This is a genomic window from uncultured Stenotrophomonas sp. (assembly GCF_945952405.1).
In the GTDB taxonomy this organism is placed as follows: domain Bacteria; phylum Pseudomonadota; class Gammaproteobacteria; order Xanthomonadales; family Xanthomonadaceae; genus Stenotrophomonas.
Genome location: NZ_CAMFIA010000004.1, coordinates 263868 through 280481 on the forward strand (window position 1 = coordinate 263868; position 16614 = coordinate 280481).

Sequence of the window (16614 nt, forward strand, 5' to 3'; positions counted from 1 at the left end):
GGATGGGAGAGTGCGAACCAACGGTTCGCACCCACCGGAGGGGGGACCCACCCAAGGGGGGCCCCCACCATGGCCGCGCGGTCAGGCGTACAGCGTCGGGTCGGCCACGCCGGCCTCGGCAAAGCCCTGCGCGCGCAGACGGCAGGCGTCGCAGTGGCCGCAGGCGGCGCCGTTGGCATCGGCGTTGTAGCAGGACACGGTCAGGCCGAAGTCCACGCCCAGACGCACACCTTCACTGACGATCTGGCCCTTGCTGAGGAACTGCAGGGGGGCATGCACCTGGATGCCCGCTCCTTCCACACCCGACTTGGTGGCCAGGTTGGCCAGTGCCTGGAACGCGGCCACGAATTCGGGGCGGCAGTCCGGGTAACCGGAGTAGTCCACGGCGTTGACGCCGCAGAAGATGTCGTTGGCGCCGAGCACTTCGGCCCAGCCCAGGGCCAGCGACAGCATGATGGTGTTGCGCGCCGGCACGTAGGTGACCGGAATGCCGGCACCACCGGCCTCGGGCACATCGATGTCGTCGGTCAGCGCCGAACCGCCGATGCTGCGCAGGTCCACGTCCACGGTCTTGTGCGCGACCACGCCCTGGGCCTTGGCCACACGGGCGGCAGCGTCCAGCTCGGAGGTGTGGCGCTGGCCATAGCGCACGCTCAGGGCATGCACGGCGAAGCCCTGTTCCTGGGCCATGGCGATGACGGCGGCTGAATCCATGCCGCCGGAGAGAAGCACGACTGCCTTCTTCATGGGAAAAACATCCGGTTGGGAGGGGAAAGCCAGCACGCTGTCCCGCGCCGGAGCTACATCAGGGAACGCTGCGCCGGCTCATCGGCCCGGCTCGTCGTTCCACAGGATTTTATGCAACTGCATCTGGAAGCGCACCGGCAGCCGGTCCTCGACGATCCAGTCGGCCAGCTGCCGTGCGGTGATCTCGCCCTTGCTGGGCGAGAAGAACACCGTGCAGCGCTTCACCAGTTCGTGCTCGGCCAGCATGGCCTTGGCCCAGTCGTAGTCTTCGCGGCTGCAGATGACGAACTTGAGCTGGTCGCGCGCGGTCAGCAGCGGCAGGTTTTCCAGGCGGTTGCGTGCGGCTTCGGCCGAGCCGGGGGTCTTGATGTCGACCACCCGCGACACCCGCGGGTCCACCGCGCTGACATCCAGCGCGCCGGAGGTTTCCAGCGAGACCTCCATGCCGGCATCGCACAGCTTCTGCAGCAGCACCAGGCAACGCTTCTGCGCCAGCGGCTCGCCGCCGGTCACGCAGACATGGCGCACGCCCTGGGCCAGCACCTCGGCCACGATGTCGTCGATGTCCCACCAGGTGCCGCCGTGGAAGGCGTAGGCGGTGTCGCAGTACTGGCAGCGCAGCGGGCAGCCGGTCAGGCGCACGAACACGGTCGGCCAGCCGGCGGTATCGGCTTCGCCCTGCAGCGAGGTGAAGATCTCGGTGATCTTCAGGCGGGGCAGCGGCGACTGCACGATCTCGCTGGGCGTGGCGGCGGCGCTGGACGGGGTAACGGCGGTCATGGCGGGTACTTCTTGATGGGACACGTGGCGGGTGGGCTACCGTGGCCGGTAACGAAAGCAGCCGGGCATTGCCCGGCGTCAGCGGATCCGGTCGGGTTTGCCGATCCGGAAACGAAAGCAGCCGAGCGTGGGCTCGGCTCTACAGGACCCGTATTGTACGCCCGCTCAGCGGATCAACGGATCTGCTTGCCGAGGCGGATCGACTGCAGGCGGTCCTGCGCGGTGCGCGCGGCGTCCGAGCCGGGGTACTGCGCCACAACGGTTTCCAGCGTCTGCTGGGCCTGGTCGACCTTGCCCTCGCCATACTGCGAGAGGCCGACCTTGAGCAGGCCGCCAGCGGCCTTGTCGTGGGTCGGATAACGCGAGAGCAGTTCGCGGAACTGGGTCTCGGCCATCGGGAAATTGCGGGTGGCGTAATAGCTTTCGCCGAGCCAGTACAGCGCGTTCGGCGCATAGACGCCGTTCGGATACAGCTGCAGGAAGCTCAGGAACAGCTGCGCCGAGTCATCGTACTTGCCGGCCTTCAGCGAATCGAAGGCGACGTTGTAGGAGGTGCGCTCGTCGCCGGTGGCGGCAAGGCTGCCGGCATCACCATGGACGGAAGGCGGCCGCTCGGAAGTGGCCGCCGCTGCGGGTTTTGCCGGGGCCGGGGTGGCCTTCGGCGCGCTCGCCGGAACAGGCGGCAGGGCCGGGGCGGCATTGCCCCCTTCCAACCGGTTCAGGCGGCTGTCCAGATCCAGGTACTGGTCCTGGGCGGACTGCTTGAGCTGGGCATTGTCGTGCTGCAACTGCTCGATCGAGGCCTGCAGGCTGGTCACCTGCTGCCGCAGCTGATTGATCTGGTTCAACAGGTCCTGGTTGGCACTGTTGTTGTACATCTGCTGCTCGAGCGCGCCGACACGGTCGGCCAGGCTCTGTCGCTGTGCATGCGCCGGTGCGGCAGCCACGAGGGCTGCCGCAACGACCAGCATCAATGTGATGCCAATGCGCATGGATTACTGCGCGGTGTACACGATTTCGACGCGACGGTTCTGCGACCAGCAGGACTCGTTCGACTCGGTGCAGACCGGACGCTCTTCACCGTAGGACACGACGGTCAGCTGCGAAGCCGAGCCACCGTTGGCCTGCAGGGCCGAGTTGACGCCGTTGCCACGACGCTCGCCCAGGGCCTGGTTGTACGCGCGCGAACCGCGCTCGTCGGTGTGGCCCTGCAGGGTGATGCGCGAGGACGGACGGTCACGCAGGTACTTGGCGTGGCAAGCCATGATGGCCTGGAATTCCGGCTTCACGTCTTCCTTGTCCAGGTCGAAGTAGACAACGCGCTGGCGCAGGCAAGCGTCGGTGTCCAGGTCGCCCGGGCCGTACAGGCCGGAGGTCGACGGACCGGTCGGGGTGGTGGTCGAGGTGCCGGTGTCAACCGGGGCTGCCGGCTCTTCCTTCACCTTCTTCGAGCAACCGGCCAGGACGGCCACAGACAGCAGGGAAACAAGCAGAACGCGGGTGGACTTGTTCATGGCGATACCTTTGTGGCTCCTAGGCCGATGAGGGGTTCAAGACAGCGAAAATATTAACACTCTTTTAGCGCTGGGTACGGTATGGGGACCATGCCGGTTCGCGCACATCTCCGTCAGCCAGAACCAACCGCTGGCGCACGCGCGCATCGGCGGAAACGGCGTACAGCACACCACGGCCACCCTCGCGGGCGGCGTACAACACCATGCTTGCGTTGGGCGCAAAGCTCGGAGATTCATCCAGCGAACCCGGGGACAGCGTGCTCCAGCGGGGCGAACCCAGCGAACTGTCCATCATCGCGATCTTGTAGCTGTTGCCCGAGCCCTGGGCCACGGCGATCTTCTTGCCGTCGTAGGACACGGTGGGCTTGGCATTGTAGTTGCCCTGGAAGGTCACGCGCTCGGCACTGCCGCCGCCCGCACCGACCTTGTAGACCTGCGGGCGGCCGCCGCGGTCGGAGGTGAAGTACACCGCGCTGCCGTCCGGCGCCCAGGTCGGCTCGGTATCGATGGCGAAGTGGTTGGTGAGCTGGGTCAGCTGCTTGCTGCCCAGGTCCATCACGTAGATTTCCGGGTTGCCGGAACGCGACAGGGTCAGGGCCAGCTTGCGGCCATCCGGCGAGAACGCCGGGGCGCTGTTGATGCCGCGGAAGCTGGTGACCAGCTCACGTGCACCGGTGGCGATGTTCTGGATGTAGATCGCCGAATTGCCACGCTCGAAGCTGACATAGGCCAGCTTGCCGCCATCCGGGCTCCACGACGGCGACAGCAGCGGCTCGGCCGAACGCACGATGGTCTGCGGGTTGAAGCCATCGGAGTCGGCGACCATCAGCGCATAGCGCATGGCATCGCCCTTGCCGCTGGCGGTCACGTAGGCGATACGGGTCCAGAAGGCACCGCGGATGCCGGTGATCTTCTCGTAGATGGCGTCGGCCATCTGGTGGGCGACATCGCGCATGGCATTGCCACGGGCGGTCATCGCCAGGCCCAGCAGGCGCTCGCCCTTGGGCACATCGAACAGTTCGTATTCGACGCGGTAGGCGCCGGCGCCGGCGTCCAGCACGCGGCCGACCACGATGTAGTTCTGCTTCAGCGCGCGCCAGGTGGCGAACTGGATGTCGCCGCCGCGGACGGGCTTTTCGACGATCTGCGCTTCCGGCAGGGTGCGGAACTGGCCCGAGCGCTCCAGGTCGGCACGGACCACGCCGGCGACGTCGGTCTGCGGTGCAGCCGCCGAACCCTGGTAGGGCATCGGCACGATGGTGATCGGCAGTGCGGAGGCATTGCCGCCGATGATGTCGATATCCAGCCCCCTCTGCTGCGCAACAGCAGCGAAGGGCAGCAACAGGGCCGCAAACACGGCAAGCCAGCGAGGCATCTTTTTCATGGAGCGCTCAATAGGGGGAAACCGGAACGAGGGATAGCAAAGCGGAAGTGAACCGCTTCGCAATCATGAACCAAGGGTACGTGAATTCCGGGTCAGTTCCAGCCCGTCCTCTCACGCACCGTTAACTTCGTGGCTAGGATCGCGTCCGCCCGGCAGAAACCGGGCCCGCGGGAAGCACGATGGGTGGGCGCGGGCGGCCTGTCGGCCGCCCTGCCCCGCCTCAGCGATCCTGGGCGGTAAAGGTGAAGTTGAGCGTGCGCGCGAACACCGACTCGAAGCCTCGGTACGGCAGCGGCTGCGCATTGAGCACGGCGGCCTCGATCGAGCGCTTGCCGGCCTCGTCATACGGGCAGTTCGGGCTGACCTTGGCCTGCATCACCGTGCCCCCCGGAATCTGGGTGATGGTGATGGTGCAGCGCTGGCCCAGCGGAACCGTATCCGGGCGCACCCACTGCGACAGCACCTTGGCCTGGATCGCGGCCGCGTACTTGGCCGAAAGATCGTCACTGTTGCCACCACCACCCGCGGCAGGCTGGGAGGCACCGCTGGCACCGGCAGGCGCACTACCGGCGGCATTGCGCGCGGCGGCAACCTGGCGCAGCTTCTGCTCGGCCAGCTTGGCTTCCTTTTCGGCCTGCTCGCGCTTGGCCCGGATCTCGGCGATCTTCTTCTGCTTCTCGGCCTCGGCCTTGTCGGCCGCCTGCCGTTCCTGGTCAGCGAGCTTCTTCTTCTGGTCCGCTTCCTGCTGCTTGGCCAGGCGCAGCTTCTGCTCCGCTTCTTCCTGGCGCTTGCGTTCGGTCAGGTCGATCTGCTCCTGGCGGCGCTTGGCTTCCTGCTCCTGCTTGGCCTTCTCCTGCGAGATGGCCAGCGCGCTCGCCGCTTCCTGGTCCTTGGTATCCGGCTGCGCGACACGCTCCTGCGCCTGTTGCTGCTGCGGCGTCGGAGCGTCCTGCGGGCGCGGCTCGGGAATCGGCTGCGGCGGCGGAATGGTGTCTTCCGGCACCGGGATCGGCTCGGCGACCGGCGTCGGCAGGTCTTCCAGCTTTTCCGACTGGCGCAGGGCCTGGCGCGCGGCAGAGGCCTCGGACGCGGACAGCGCCAGGCTGGCCTCGACCGACGGATCGCCGGCAGCGGCGTCGGTGTTGCGCTGGGGCGACCACAGCCAGGCCACGATGAAGACCAGCGCGACCAGCAGGTGCACCAGCAACGCCAGCGCCAGGGGCAGGCCCCAGCCGGGTTCGCGCTGATGCGGAGGTGGCAGGGCGTCAGCGTGCATCGGTGGCCAGGCCTACCTTGTCTACCTTGGCGCGCTTGATCACATCCATGGCGGCGATGACCTTTTCATAGGCCACGGCGCGGTCGGCGGCGACGATCACGCGTACGCCCTTGTCCTGGGCGGCGATGCCGGCCAGCCGGCCTTCCAGTTCCTCGGCCGACACGGCGGACGGTTCCTTGGCGTCGGGCAGCTTCAGGCTGAGCTGGCCGTCCTGGCGCACCGAGACGATCACCGGGTCCTGCTTGCTTTCCAGCGCCTTGGCGTTGGACTGCGGCAGGTCGACGTCGAAGCTCAGGGTGAGCAGTGGCGCGGTGACCATGAAGATGATCAGCAGCACCAGCATGACGTCGATATAGGGAACGACGTTGATTTCCGATTTCAGCTTGCGGCGCTTGCGGCGACCGATGGCAGCGGACATGGCTTGGACTCCCGGGTCAGGCGCTTACTCGTCGCCAGCGCTCTGGCGCTGCAGGATGGAGCTGAACTCTTCGGCGAAGGTCTCGAACCGCACCGACATGCGCTCGACGCGGGTGGTGAAGCGGTTGTAGGCCCACACCGCCGGGATCGCCACGAACAGGCCGATGGCGGTGGCGAACAGGGCTTCGGAGATACCCGGCGCAACGGCGGCGATGCCCGCCTGCGCACCGCTGCTGATCATGTCGTGCATGGTCACCATGATGCCGAACACGGTGCCGACCAGGCCCACGTACGGGGCGGTCGAGCCGATGTTGGCCAGCAGCTCCAGGTTGCGCTCCAGCTGGTCCACTTCGCGGGTATAGGTGGTGCGCATGGCACGCTGCGCGCCTTCCAGCTGCGCGCGGCCATCCAGCCGGCGCTTGTCGCGCAGGCGGGTGTACTCGCGGAAACCGGCTTCGAAGATCGCCTCCAGGCCGCCGACATTGCGGCTGCGGTCGGTGGCCGAGCTGTACAGCTTGCCCAGGTCGGCGCCGGACCAGAAGCGGTTCTCGAACTCGTCGGCTTCGCGGGTCGCCTGCTTGAACACGCGGGCCTTGCGGAAAATGATCACCCAGCTGACGAACGAGCCGACCAGCAGCAGCAGCACGATGATCTTCACCGGCAGGCTGGCCTTGGCCATCAGTTCGAGGTAGTTGATGCCGCCGCCGGTGGTGGCCTGGGCAAGGGTCTGGGTCGCGGCGTTGCTGACATCGGCCGGCAGTGCCTCGGTGACCGTGGCCTGCAGGGCCAGGAGCGTTGCGATCATCCGTTGTTCCTCAGTGTTCGGATTCGGGGTGGAGGTGGGGTTGCAGCACGGCAAGGACGGCATCGTCCATGCCACGCGGGCGGAAACTGGCCGCTTCCAGTGCGGCGATGCGGACCAGGGCCGACAGCAGTAGCTCGCCGTCGCGCAGGATCTGCTGCTCGAAGACCATGCTGGCCTTCTTCAGCTGGACCAGCCGGGCGCTCACCTGCAGGATGTCATCCAGCCGTGCCGGCCTGATGAAATCCATCTGCATCGAGCGCACCGCGAAGATCATCCCGTGCTCGGCGCGCATGCGCTCCTGGCCGTAGCCCAGCGCACGCATCCATTCGGTCCGGGCCCGTTCCATGAAGGCCACGTAGCGGGCGTGGTAGACCACGCCACCTGCGTCGGTATCTTCCCAGTAAATGCGTGTCGGCCAACTGAATCGCGGCTCAACCGACATCGGGAACCTCCGCGAACAGGTCCTGCGGCGGGTTCTTCGGCTTCAGGCCCATGTGCCGGTAGGCCTTGTGGGTGGCCATGCGGCCGCGCGCGGTGCGCACCAGGAAGCCCTGCTGGATCAGGTACGGCTCGACCACGTCCTCCAGCGTGCCACGCTCTTCGGACAGCGCGGCCGCCAGCGATTCGATGCCGACCGGGCCACCGTCGAAGTAGTCGACCATGGTTTTCAGCAGGCGCCGGTCGAGCTCGTCGAAGCCCTCCGGGTCGACCTTGAGCATCTTCATCGCGGCCTGGGCCACGGCTTCGTCGATATGGCCGCCGGCCTTGACCTGCGCGTAGTCGCGCACGCGCCGCAGCAGGCGGTTGGCGATGCGCGGGGTGCCACGCGCGCGGCGCGCGATCTCGCCGGCACCATCGGCGGTGCAGTCGATGCCGAGGATGGTGGCCGAGCGGCGCACGATCCGGGTCAGCTCCTCGACGCTGTAGAACTCCAGCCGCTGGACGATGCCGAAGCGGTCGCGCAGCGGCGCGGTCAACAGGCCGGCGCGGGTGGTGGCACCGATCAGGGTGAACGGCGGCAGGTCGATCTTGATCGAGCGCGCGGCGGGGCCCTCGCCGATCATGATGTCGATCTGGAAGTCTTCCATCGCCGGGTACAGCACTTCCTCGACCACCGGCGACAGGCGATGGATCTCGTCCACGAACAGCACGTCGTGCGGTTGCAGGTTGGTCAGCAGCGCGGCCAGGTCGCCGGCCTTCTCGATCACCGGGCCGGACGTCACCCGCAGGGCGACGCCCAGCTCGTTGGCGATGACGTGGCTGAGGGTGGTCTTGCCCAGGCCCGGCGGCCCGAAGATCAGCACGTGGTCGAGCGCATCGCCACGGGCCTTGGCGGCTTCGATGTAGATCTCCAGCTGCTCGCGCACCGGCGCCTGGCCGAGGTAGTCGGCAAGGCGCTTGGGGCGGATGCTGGCGTCGGCGGCGTCATCCTCGCGGGTGGCGCCGGCGCCGATGATGCGATCGTCGGTCATGCGGTGATTATGCGGTAAATGGGTGCATTCCGGGGCTGGAAGCACGGTAGTGCCGGCCGCTGGCCGGCAACCCCATGAACACCGGCGGCATTACGGCATGCCGGCCAGCGGCCGGCGCTACCAGACTTCAGATCTCGACCTGCGCGCCCAGCTCCACCAGGCGGTTGCCCGGAATCCGGAAGAACCCGGTGGCCGGCGCCGCATTGCGGTGCATCAGCGCGAACAGCTTGTCGCGCCAGATCGGCATGCCGCGGTTGGCGGTGGCGACGATGGTCTCGCGGCTGGCGAAGAAGGTGGTGTCCATCGGGTCGAAATAGATGCCACCGTGGTCGCAGGAGCGCATCAGGGCCAGCGGCACGTCCGGGGTCTCCATGAAGCCGAAACGCACGTAGACGCGGTAGAACTCGTCGCCCACCGATTCGATCTTCAGCCGCTGCCCTTCCATCGCGTACGGGATCGGCAGGGTTTCCACGTGCAGGAACACGTTGCGCTCGTGCAGCACCTTGTTGTGCTTGAGGTTGTGCATCAGCGCATGCGGGGCCACGGTCGGGTCGGCGGTGAGAAACACCGCGGTGCCCGGCACGCGCACCGGCGGCGCCAGCATCAGGCCCGGCAGGAAGGTATCAAGGCGGATGCCGTCCTTGCGGATCTCATCGCGCAGCAGTTCGCGGCCACGGCGCCAGGTACGCATCATGGTGAACAGGAAGATGCCCAGCACCACCGGGAACCAGGCGCCCTGCAGCAGCTTGGCGCCGTTGGCGATGACGAAGCCGAGGTCGATGATGAAGAACACCACGCACAGCGGCAGCAGCCAGCCGCGCGACTTCGGCCACAGCGAACGCGCCACCACCGCCAGCAGCAGGGTATCGATCAGCATGGTGGCCGACACCGAGATGCCGTAGGCCACGGCCAGGTTGGACGAACTGCGGAAGGCCAGCACCAGCCCGAACACCATCACCGCGATGCCCCAGTTGATGCCCGGGATGTAGATCTGGCCGATGGTGTCGTGCGAAGTGTGCTTGATCCGCATGCGCGGGATGTAGCCCAGCTGCATGGCCTGGCGCGAGACCGAGAACGCGCCGGTGATGACCGACTGCGAGGCGATCACTGCGGCCATCGTGGCCAGGATGATCATCGGGTACAGCGCCCACGACGGCACCGCCTCGAAGAACGGGTTCTTCAGCGCCTCGGGGTGGTTGAGCACCAGCGCGCCCTGCCCCAGGTAGTTCAGCACCAGGCACGGCAGCACGAAGAAGTACCAGGCATGGCGGATCGGGCGCAGGCCGAAGTGGCCCATGTCCGCATACAGCGCCTCGCCACCGGTCACCGCCAGCACCACCGCGCCGAGGATGAAGATGCCGTGCCAGCCGTGTTCCATGAAGAAGCGGATGCCCCACCACGGGTTGAAGGCCTTCAGCACTTCCGGCGCATCCACGATGTTGTAGATGCCGATCGCCGCCAGCGACACGAACCAGATCGCCATGATCGGGCCGAACGCCTTGCCGATCTTCTCGGTACCGAAGCGCTGTGCGGCGAACACCGCCAGCAGCACCACCAGGGTGACCGGCACGATGAAGACATGCAGGCCGGGCGCGGCCACCTCCAGGCCTTCGACCGCGCTGAGCACGGACATCGCCGGCGTGATCACGCCATCACCGAAGAACAGCGAGGCACCGAAGATGCCGAGGATGCCGACCACGTAGGCCGAGCGCGAACCATTGCGCAGCGTGCGCTGGGTCAGCGCCATCAGCGCCATGATGCCGCCTTCGCCATCGTTGTCGGCGCGCATGATGATGGTGACGTACTTCAGGGTCACCACCAGGTTCAGCGCCCAGAACGCCAGCGACAGCACGCCCAGCACGGTGTCGTGGTCGCTGTTGAGCCCGTAGTGCGGCGAGAACGCCTCCTTCAGGGTATACAGCGGGCTGGTACCGATATCGCCGAAGACCACGCCGATCGCACCGATGACCAGCGCCAGTCCTCCAGCGGAGGGGGCGTGGCCATGGCCGCCGGGAGCGGCTGCGTGCGGGGTTTGACTGCTGGACATGGGACTCCTGGCGAAGCTCAGGCGGTTCGTTGAAGGAAAGGGACGCGGCTCAGCGCAACGCCGACTGCAGCGCCTTGCGGATCACCACAGCCACGTCGTCACCTTCATTGAAGGCGTCGCGGGCCATGCGTGCCGCTTCGGCCGGCTTGTAGCCCAGCTGCTGCAGGGCCACGGTGGCATCGGACAGCGGATCGGCCGGGGCCGGGCCACTGCCGGTCGGCAGCGCACCGCCGGCCCCGAACTGGGCGGCACGGTCGCGCAGCTCCAGCACCATGCGCTCGGCGGTCTTCTTGCCGATGCCCGGAATGCGGGTCAGCGCGGTGATGTCGCCGGCCTGGACCATGCGCGCGAACTCCTCGACGCTGACGCCGGACAGCACGGCCAGCGCGATCTTCGCGCCAATGCCACTGACCTTCTGCACGTCGCGGAACAGGCGCCGCTCACCCTCGCGCAGGAAGCCGTACAGCGAGACGCTGTCTTCCTTCTGCGAGTAATGGGTGTACAGGGTGACCTCGCGGCCGAGCTCGGGCAGGTCGTAGAAGGTGCTCATCGGCGCCTCCAGTTCGTAGCCCACTCCGTTCACGTCCACCACCAGCCACGGCGGCGCCTTGTAGGCGACGATGCCGCGCAGTCGACCGATCATTGCGTGCAGCTCCTCATTTGCGGCCCCACGCCTGGCGGGCACTGAGCCCCAGGCGGTTGGCCGTTGCCCTTACGTGGGCGTGGGTGATCGCCACCGCCAACGCGTCGGCCGCGTCGGCCTGCAGCTTGGTTTTCAGGTTGAGCATGAGCCCGACCATGTGTTGAACCTGTTGCTTCTCGGCGCCACCACGACCGACCACCGCCAGCTTGATCTCGCTGGCGGCATATTCGTGCACCGGCAGGTCACGCAGCACCACGGCGGAGATCGCCGCGCCCCGGGCCTGGCCCAGTTTCAGTGCCGAATCGGGGTTGCGGGCCATGAACACGCGTTCGATGGCGACTTCCTGCGGCTGGTACTCGCGGCACAGATCGGCCAGGCCCAGTACCAGCAGCTTCATCCGCTGCGGGAAATCGTCGGCCCCCAGCAGCACCAGCGGCTGGTGGTGCACGTGGCTGACGCGGCCGGCGGCATCGACATCGATGATGCCGACCCCGGTCCGCTGCGAACCGGGGTCGATGCCGAGGATGCGGGTCATGCTGCGCTCCTGGCGGGGCGGAACGGGATGCGCTGGCAGGCGTATGGGCTCATGACTGTCCGCGGTGACCGTTCAACGGCCCGCGCCCAGGCCGTCGGAGACGGCTCAGGCGTAGGCGTCGGCGCCAAGTTCGGCGTTGGAATACACGTCCTGCACGTCGTCCAGGTCTTCAAGCATGTCCAGCAGCTTCTTGACCTGCAGGGCGACGTCGCCCTCGACCTTGATGTCGTTGTCCGCGCGGAAGGTGATCTCGGCGTGGTCGGCGACATGACCGGCGGCGGCCATCGCGTCCTTGACCGCATTGAATGCGTCCGGGCTGGTGACCACGTCGATCGAACCGTCATCCGGATAGACCACGATGTCGTCGGCGCCGGCATCAATGGCGGCTTCGGTGATGGCTTCCTCGTCGGCACCCGGGGCGAAGCTGAGCACGCCCAGGCGCTTGAACATGAAGGCCACCGAGCCTTCGGTGCCCATGTTGCCGCCGCACTTGCTGAACGCATGGCGGACATCGGCCACGGTGCGCACGCGGTTGTCGGTCAGGCAGTCGACGATCACGGCCACGCCACCCGGGGCGTAGCCCTCGTAGCGGATTTCCTCGTAATCGACGCCTTCCAGCTCACCGGTGGCCTTCTTGATGGCGCGCTCGATCACGTCCTTGGACATGTTCACGGCCAGGCCCTTGTCCATCGCCACGCGCAGGCGCGGGTTGTTGTTGGGGTCGCCTCCACCGCCGCGCGCGGCAACGCCGATCTCGCGGATGATCTTGGTGAAAATCTTGCCACGCTTCGCGTCGGACGCGTTCTTGCGGGCTTCGATGGAGGGGCCTCTACCCATGGGTGCTACCGTCTGGCTGCTTCAGGATCAAGGCGCGGATTCTACCTGATCAGGCGCTGCAACCGTGTCTAGGGATTGCCGGGCGATGCACGAGCCGGCGCAACGGCGGCCGAACGCCGGCGGATCACCCCTTGTAGAGCCGAGCCATGCTCAGCTGCACCCGACCCGGCGCGGCCGCTCACGCCGCAGCGGCGTCGCGGCTGTGGTCGAACTGGCCGTGGCGCAGGAAACAGGCGGTCTGCCGCGCGGCGTCGGGCGATACCACCAGCCCGCTGTGGCTGGTCCGCACCACGCAATGGTCGGAAAGGCCCGGCAGGCGGGTCTCGGCCAGTGCCACGGTGCCGTCGGAGGCATCGTCGATGGCGCCCAGCAGGCTGCCCAGCCCATGCGGCACCGAACCGGCAATCAGGCCGACCTCGGCCTTGCCCTGCCAGTCCGGCAGGCCATCCAGCAGCAATTCGCTGCTGCGGCCCAGCGCCAGCCCCCAGCCATGCTCGGACAGGGAACGTGCGGTGCCGCTGCCGCGCAGCGGCGATCCCAGGCAGACCACGCGCTGCACCGGCAGCTGCGGATTGCGCCGCAATGCTTCCAGCGCCAGCAATCCACCGAGGCTGTGGCCCACCAGCGACAACGGGCCGGCATCGGCCAAGCGTTCCAGCAGCTGCGGCACAGCCACCTCCGGGCCACCGAACACCGAGGAGTAACCGAACGTATGCACCTGGAAACCACGCGCACGCAGGCGCCAGGCCAGTGGCCCGACCCAGGCACGGGCATTCCAGATGCCATGCAGCAGCAATACGGGGGGAGTCATGCAAACAGCCTGGCGGTCAGCGGGGCAGGAACGTACGGTGATTGAACACGCGCGCGCGGCAAGCGGCGGTGAACGTCAGGCTTCGCGCGGCGCGCGGCGCAGGATGAATTCGAGATCCTGGGTATCACCGACCGGGAACAGGTACTCGCCGGCCTTTTCGAAGCCATAGCGGGCATAGAAGCGCTGCGCGCCGAAGTTCTCCGACCATACGCCCAGCCACAGCGTGCGTGGGCCTTCGTGTTCCAGCCAGGCCAGTGCGGTTTCCAGCAGGCGGCTGCCCCAGCCGCAGCTCTGCTGCGTCTTGACCAGGTACAGGCGCTTGAGTTCGCCGTCGCCCGGCTGCACGTCCGGATGCGGCAGGCCACAGGGGCCGGCGGCGGCATGGCCGACCGCCTCCCCGTCCAGTTCCAGCAGCCACACCGCGTACTCCGGGTGGGCCAGGATCACGCGCTGGCGTTCGACCGTGTAGGCCTCCTCGAGGAAGGCCTGCAGGTCCTGCGGCGGATACAGATGGCCGAAGGTTTCGGTGAACGTGCGAGCGGCCAGCGCCGACAGGGTCGGCGCGTCGTCCACGGTGGCGCGGCGGATCGAATACATGGGTCGAGTTGACGTCAGGACAACGGTTCGGGTCAAGCCCGTTCCGCCGGCGCCTTCTCGTCTTCTTCCTCTTCCTCTTCGTATTCCTCGTCGTCCTCTTCTTCCTCGCCGTCTTCCTCTTCTTCGCCTTCCTCGTCCTCGTCGTACTCTTCCTCTTCGTCGTCCTCGTAATCCTCGACGCCGAAGTCTTCACCATCCCAACGGCCTTCGCCGTCAGCGACGAAGGTCAGGGCCATCGCCGCCGGGTTGGTCCCGACGCGGACCAGCCAACCACCGAACACGCGTGCACGCTCGGTGACCAGGTTGGCCTCGGAGCCTTCATTGCCCAGCTTTTCCCACTCCAGCGAAAACGCAAACTCGGTCATTGCCTGGATCTCCTGATCAGTTGGTCTTGGGGCGAACCTGGATGTGCACTTCGGCCAGCTGCGCGTCGATGATCGGCGACGGCGCGTCGGTCATCAGGTCCTGTGCACCGGTGGTCTTCGGGAACGGGATGACGTCGCGGATCGATTCGGTGCCGGCCATCAGCGCGGCGATGCGGTCGATGCCGAAGGCGATACCACCGTGCGGCGGCGCGCCGTAGTTCAGCGCGTCGAGCAGGAAGCCGAACTTGGCACGCGCCTCTTCGGCACCGATGCCGAGCAGCTCGAACACCGCGCTCTGCATGTCCGGACGGTGGATACGGATCGAACCGCCGCCGATTTCATTGCCGTTGAGCACCATGTCGTAGCCGCGCGAGACCGCGGTACGGGCATTGGCGCGCAGGTCGGCGATATCGTCCACGGCCGGTGCGGTGAAGGGGTGATGCAGGGCCACGTAGCGCTGTTCTTCCTCGTCCCACTCGAACATCGGGAAGTCGGTGACCCACAGCGGTGCCCAACCGTCGGCGACCAGGCCGAAGTCCTTGCCGGCCTTCAGGCGCAGTGCGCCCATGAAGTCGGAGACCTTGTTGTAGCCACCGGCACCGAAGAACACGATGTCGCCGTTGCCGGCGCCGACATGGGCGACCAGGGCGGCAAAGGATTGCTCGCTGAAGAACTTCTGGATCGGCGAGCTGACCTCGCCGTTGTCGGCGATCTTGATGTAGGCCAGGCCCTTGGCACCGTACTTGGCGGCGTGCGCGGCGTACTCGTCGATCTGCTTGCGGCTCAGCGCTGCACCGCCCGGAATGCGCAGTGCGGCGACGCGGCCATCGGCATCATTGGCCGGGCCGGTGAACACCGGGAACTCGCTGTCCTTGACCAGTTCGGCCACGTCCACCAGTTCCAGCGCGATGCGCAGGTCCGGCTTGTCCGAACCGTAGCGGCGCATTGCTTCGGCCCAGGTCATGCGCGGGAAGCTGGCATCCAGCTCGACCTCGACCACTTCCTTGAAGATGGCGCGGATCATGTCCTCGACGAAGTCCTGCACGTCACGCTCGCGGACGAAGGCGAACTCCATGTCCAGCTGGGTGAATTCCAGCTGGCGGTCGGCACGCAGGGCCTCGTCGCGGAAGCAGCGGGCGATCTGGTAGTAGCGGTCGAAGCCGGCCACCATCAGGATCTGCTTGAACAGCTGCGGGCTCTGCGGCAGGGCGTAGAACTCGCCCGGATGCATGCGCGCCGGCACCAGGAAGTCGCGCGCGCCTTCCGGGGTGGCCTTGGTCAGGATCGGGGTTTCGATGTCCTGGAAGCCCTTCTCGTCCAGGTGGCGGCGCAGCGCCTGCACCAGCTTGATGCGGGTGCGCTGCATGCGCTGCATTTCCGGGCGGCGCAGGTCCAGGTAGCGGTACTTCAGGCGGGTTTCCTCGCCCGGGTTCTCATGGGCATGGAACGGCAGCGGCGCGGCCTTGTTCAGCACGGTGATGGCGGTGGCGATCACTTCCACCTTGCCGGTGCGCATCTTGTCATTCACCGCGTGGCGGGCGCGCACGACGCCTTCCACCTGCAGCACGTCCTCGTAGCCCAGCGAAGCGGCCACGGCGAACACTTCGGCGTTGTCGACCTCCACGGTCACCTGCACGATGCCTTCATGATCCCGGAGATCGATGAAGCAGACGCCGCCCTGGTTACGGGCCACGTCGGTCCAGCCGGCGAGGGTGACAGTCTGGCCAATCAGGGTCTCGTCGACCAGGCCGCAGAAGTGGGTACGCATTGGGGGAAAGCTCCGCTGGAGAACGCCGGCGCCGGATGGGGGCCGGAAAGCCTCGTATTCTGCGGCCGAGGCCCCGGCCGGGGCAAATCCCGCCAGTCACGCCGGCTTGATCGCCCCCTTCCCTATAGTCAGGCACCTGCCACCGTATGGGATGCCGCCATGAACCCGCTGTCCCTGGCCAGCCTGGCCGTGACCCTCAGCCTGGGTGCACTGGGCACCCTCGCCCTGCCCCTCCCTTCGGCCCATGCGCAGGACGGGGTGATCCGCTGCGAGAGCCAGAGCAACCGCGAACGGGTCTGCAACACCGGATGGCGCGGCGCACAGCTGGTCCGCCAGCTGTCCGGCAGCCCCTGCGAGGAAGGCCGCTCCTGGGGCAGCCGCAATGGCAGCATCTGGGTCAGCAATGGCTGCCGTGCCGAATTCGTCGAGGCCCGCGGCGGCTGGGGTGGCGGCAACGGCGGTGGCTGGGGCGGCAACAACGGCCGGCCCGGCGAAACGATCCGCTGCGAGAGCCAGAACAACCGCGAACGCAGCTGCCCGGTCGGTTGGCGCAATGCCCGCCTGGTCCGCCAGCTGTCCGGCAGTCCCTGCGACGAGGGCCGGACCTGGGGCGTGC

19 protein-coding genes are annotated in these 16614 nt (G+C 67.2%); 1 reads left to right on the forward strand and 18 read right to left on the reverse strand.

Features of this window, described 5'->3' with window-relative positions; translation table 11 throughout:
• Window positions 1-81: 81 nt before the first annotated feature.
• From queC to aspS, 18 genes are all read right to left on the reverse strand, one after another.
• Window positions 82-747, reverse strand: a complete 666-nt coding sequence (queC, locus tag Q0P60_RS06405) for a 7-cyano-7-deazaguanine synthase QueC (protein ID WP_197606199.1) — start codon at window positions 745-747, stop codon at window positions 82-84.
• 78 nt (window positions 748-825) lie between these two features.
• On the reverse strand, window positions 826-1527 hold the full coding sequence (gene queE / locus Q0P60_RS06410; protein ID WP_294989883.1) for a 7-carboxy-7-deazaguanine synthase QueE: 702 nt from the start codon (window positions 1525-1527) through the stop codon (window positions 826-828).
• A gap of 173 nt (window positions 1528-1700) precedes the next feature.
• Entirely contained in the window at window positions 1701-2519 is an 819-nt protein-coding gene (gene ybgF, locus Q0P60_RS06415; protein WP_294989885.1) for a tol-pal system protein YbgF, read from the reverse strand.
• Between the two features lie 3 nt (window positions 2520-2522).
• On the reverse strand, window positions 2523-3041 hold the full coding sequence (pal, locus tag Q0P60_RS06420; protein WP_005410748.1) for a peptidoglycan-associated lipoprotein Pal: 519 nt from the start codon (window positions 3039-3041) through the stop codon (window positions 2523-2525).
• A 64-nt stretch (window positions 3042-3105) separates the two neighbouring features.
• Window positions 3106-4425, reverse strand: a complete 1320-nt coding sequence (gene tolB, locus Q0P60_RS06425; RefSeq protein ID WP_294989888.1) for a Tol-Pal system beta propeller repeat protein TolB — start codon at window positions 4423-4425, stop codon at window positions 3106-3108.
• A gap of 220 nt (window positions 4426-4645) precedes the next feature.
• Entirely contained in the window at window positions 4646-5701 is a 1056-nt protein-coding gene (gene tolA, locus Q0P60_RS06430; protein ID WP_294989890.1) for a cell envelope integrity protein TolA, read from the reverse strand.
• Window positions 5691-6119, reverse strand: coding sequence for a protein TolR (gene tolR / locus Q0P60_RS06435; protein WP_099479207.1), 429 nt, complete (start codon window positions 6117-6119; stop codon window positions 5691-5693). Before tolR ends, tolA begins: the two co-directional genes overlap by 11 nt.
• Window positions 6120-6143: 24 nt before the next feature.
• The gene (gene tolQ / locus Q0P60_RS06440) at window positions 6144-6923 is read right to left on the reverse strand and encodes a protein TolQ (RefSeq protein ID WP_006438802.1); all 780 of its coding nucleotides are present in this window, start codon (window positions 6921-6923) and stop codon (window positions 6144-6146) included.
• A gap of 10 nt (window positions 6924-6933) precedes the next feature.
• Window positions 6934-7365 (reverse strand): tol-pal system-associated acyl-CoA thioesterase, encoded by a 432-nt coding sequence (gene ybgC, locus Q0P60_RS06445; RefSeq protein WP_294989894.1) that lies wholly within the window; start codon window positions 7363-7365, stop codon window positions 6934-6936.
• A complete protein-coding gene (gene ruvB, locus Q0P60_RS06450; protein WP_014038223.1) occupies window positions 7355-8395 on the reverse strand; it encodes a Holliday junction branch migration DNA helicase RuvB in 1041 nt (346 codons plus the stop codon). The genes ybgC and ruvB overlap by 11 nt, the downstream gene beginning before the upstream one ends.
• A 127-nt stretch (window positions 8396-8522) precedes the next feature.
• Window positions 8523-10442, reverse strand: a complete 1920-nt coding sequence (locus tag Q0P60_RS06455) for a potassium transporter Kup (protein WP_005410755.1) — start codon at window positions 10440-10442, stop codon at window positions 8523-8525.
• A 49-nt stretch (window positions 10443-10491) separates the two neighbouring features.
• Window positions 10492-11085, reverse strand: a complete 594-nt coding sequence (ruvA, locus tag Q0P60_RS06460; RefSeq protein ID WP_294989897.1) for a Holliday junction branch migration protein RuvA — start codon at window positions 11083-11085, stop codon at window positions 10492-10494.
• A gap of 13 nt (window positions 11086-11098) precedes the next feature.
• Window positions 11099-11620, reverse strand: a complete 522-nt coding sequence (gene ruvC, locus Q0P60_RS06465) for a crossover junction endodeoxyribonuclease RuvC (protein ID WP_294989900.1) — start codon at window positions 11618-11620, stop codon at window positions 11099-11101.
• A 105-nt stretch (window positions 11621-11725) separates the two neighbouring features.
• A complete protein-coding gene (locus Q0P60_RS06470; protein WP_294989903.1) occupies window positions 11726-12457 on the reverse strand; it encodes a YebC/PmpR family DNA-binding transcriptional regulator in 732 nt (243 codons plus the stop codon).
• Window positions 12458-12635: 178 nt separating this feature from the next.
• Window positions 12636-13268 carry an alpha/beta fold hydrolase gene (locus Q0P60_RS06475; RefSeq protein WP_294989906.1) on the reverse strand — a complete coding sequence of 211 codons (633 nt, stop codon included), beginning with the start codon at window positions 13266-13268 and terminating at the stop codon, window positions 12636-12638.
• A gap of 75 nt (window positions 13269-13343) precedes the next feature.
• A complete protein-coding gene (locus Q0P60_RS06480; protein ID WP_294989909.1) occupies window positions 13344-13865 on the reverse strand; it encodes a GNAT family N-acetyltransferase in 522 nt (173 codons plus the stop codon).
• A gap of 32 nt (window positions 13866-13897) precedes the next feature.
• Entirely contained in the window at window positions 13898-14230 is a 333-nt protein-coding gene (locus Q0P60_RS06485) for a DNA primase (RefSeq protein ID WP_294989912.1), read from the reverse strand.
• A 16-nt stretch (window positions 14231-14246) separates the two neighbouring features.
• Window positions 14247-15998, reverse strand: a complete 1752-nt coding sequence (gene aspS, locus Q0P60_RS06490) for an aspartate--tRNA ligase (protein WP_294989915.1) — start codon at window positions 15996-15998, stop codon at window positions 14247-14249.
• Window positions 15999-16157: 159 nt separating this feature from the next.
• On the opposite strand from aspS, the gene Q0P60_RS06495 reads away from it, so the two are divergent.
• Window positions 16158-16614: DUF3011 domain-containing protein (locus tag Q0P60_RS06495; protein WP_294989918.1), on the forward strand; the 457-nt coding region annotated here is incomplete at its 3' end.

Coding starts and splice junctions, on each gene's coding strand:
- queC (WP_197606199.1), bottom strand. CDS start 747: ATGAAGAAGGCAGTCGTGCTTCTCTCCGGCGGCATGGATTCAGCCGCC.
- queE (WP_294989883.1), bottom strand. CDS start 1,527: ATGACCGCCGTTACCCCGTCCAGCGCCGCCGCCACGCCCAGCGAGATC.
- ybgF (WP_294989885.1), bottom strand. CDS start 2,519: ATGCGCATTGGCATCACATTGATGCTGGTCGTTGCGGCAGCCCTCGTG.
- pal (WP_005410748.1), bottom strand. CDS start 3,041: ATGAACAAGTCCACCCGCGTTCTGCTTGTTTCCCTGCTGTCTGTGGCC.
- tolB (WP_294989888.1), bottom strand. CDS start 4,425: ATGAAAAAGATGCCTCGCTGGCTTGCCGTGTTTGCGGCCCTGTTGCTG.
- tolA (WP_294989890.1), bottom strand. CDS start 5,701: ATGCACGCTGACGCCCTGCCACCTCCGCATCAGCGCGAACCCGGCTGG.
- tolR (WP_099479207.1), bottom strand. CDS start 6,119: ATGTCCGCTGCCATCGGTCGCCGCAAGCGCCGCAAGCTGAAATCGGAA.
- tolQ (WP_006438802.1), bottom strand. CDS start 6,923: ATGATCGCAACGCTCCTGGCCCTGCAGGCCACGGTCACCGAGGCACTG.
- ybgC (WP_294989894.1), bottom strand. CDS start 7,365: ATGTCGGTTGAGCCGCGATTCAGTTGGCCGACACGCATTTACTGGGAA.
- ruvB (WP_014038223.1), bottom strand. CDS start 8,395: ATGACCGACGATCGCATCATCGGCGCCGGCGCCACCCGCGAGGATGAC.
- Q0P60_RS06455 (WP_005410755.1), bottom strand. CDS start 10,442: ATGTCCAGCAGTCAAACCCCGCACGCAGCCGCTCCCGGCGGCCATGGC.
- ruvA (WP_294989897.1), bottom strand. CDS start 11,085: ATGATCGGTCGACTGCGCGGCATCGTCGCCTACAAGGCGCCGCCGTGG.
- ruvC (WP_294989900.1), bottom strand. CDS start 11,620: ATGACCCGCATCCTCGGCATCGACCCCGGTTCGCAGCGGACCGGGGTC.
- Q0P60_RS06470 (WP_294989903.1), bottom strand. CDS start 12,457: ATGGGTAGAGGCCCCTCCATCGAAGCCCGCAAGAACGCGTCCGACGCG.
- Q0P60_RS06475 (WP_294989906.1), bottom strand. CDS start 13,268: ATGACTCCCCCCGTATTGCTGCTGCATGGCATCTGGAATGCCCGTGCC.
- Q0P60_RS06480 (WP_294989909.1), bottom strand. CDS start 13,865: ATGTATTCGATCCGCCGCGCCACCGTGGACGACGCGCCGACCCTGTCG.
- Q0P60_RS06485 (WP_294989912.1), bottom strand. CDS start 14,230: ATGACCGAGTTTGCGTTTTCGCTGGAGTGGGAAAAGCTGGGCAATGAA.
- aspS (WP_294989915.1), bottom strand. CDS start 15,998: ATGCGTACCCACTTCTGCGGCCTGGTCGACGAGACCCTGATTGGCCAG.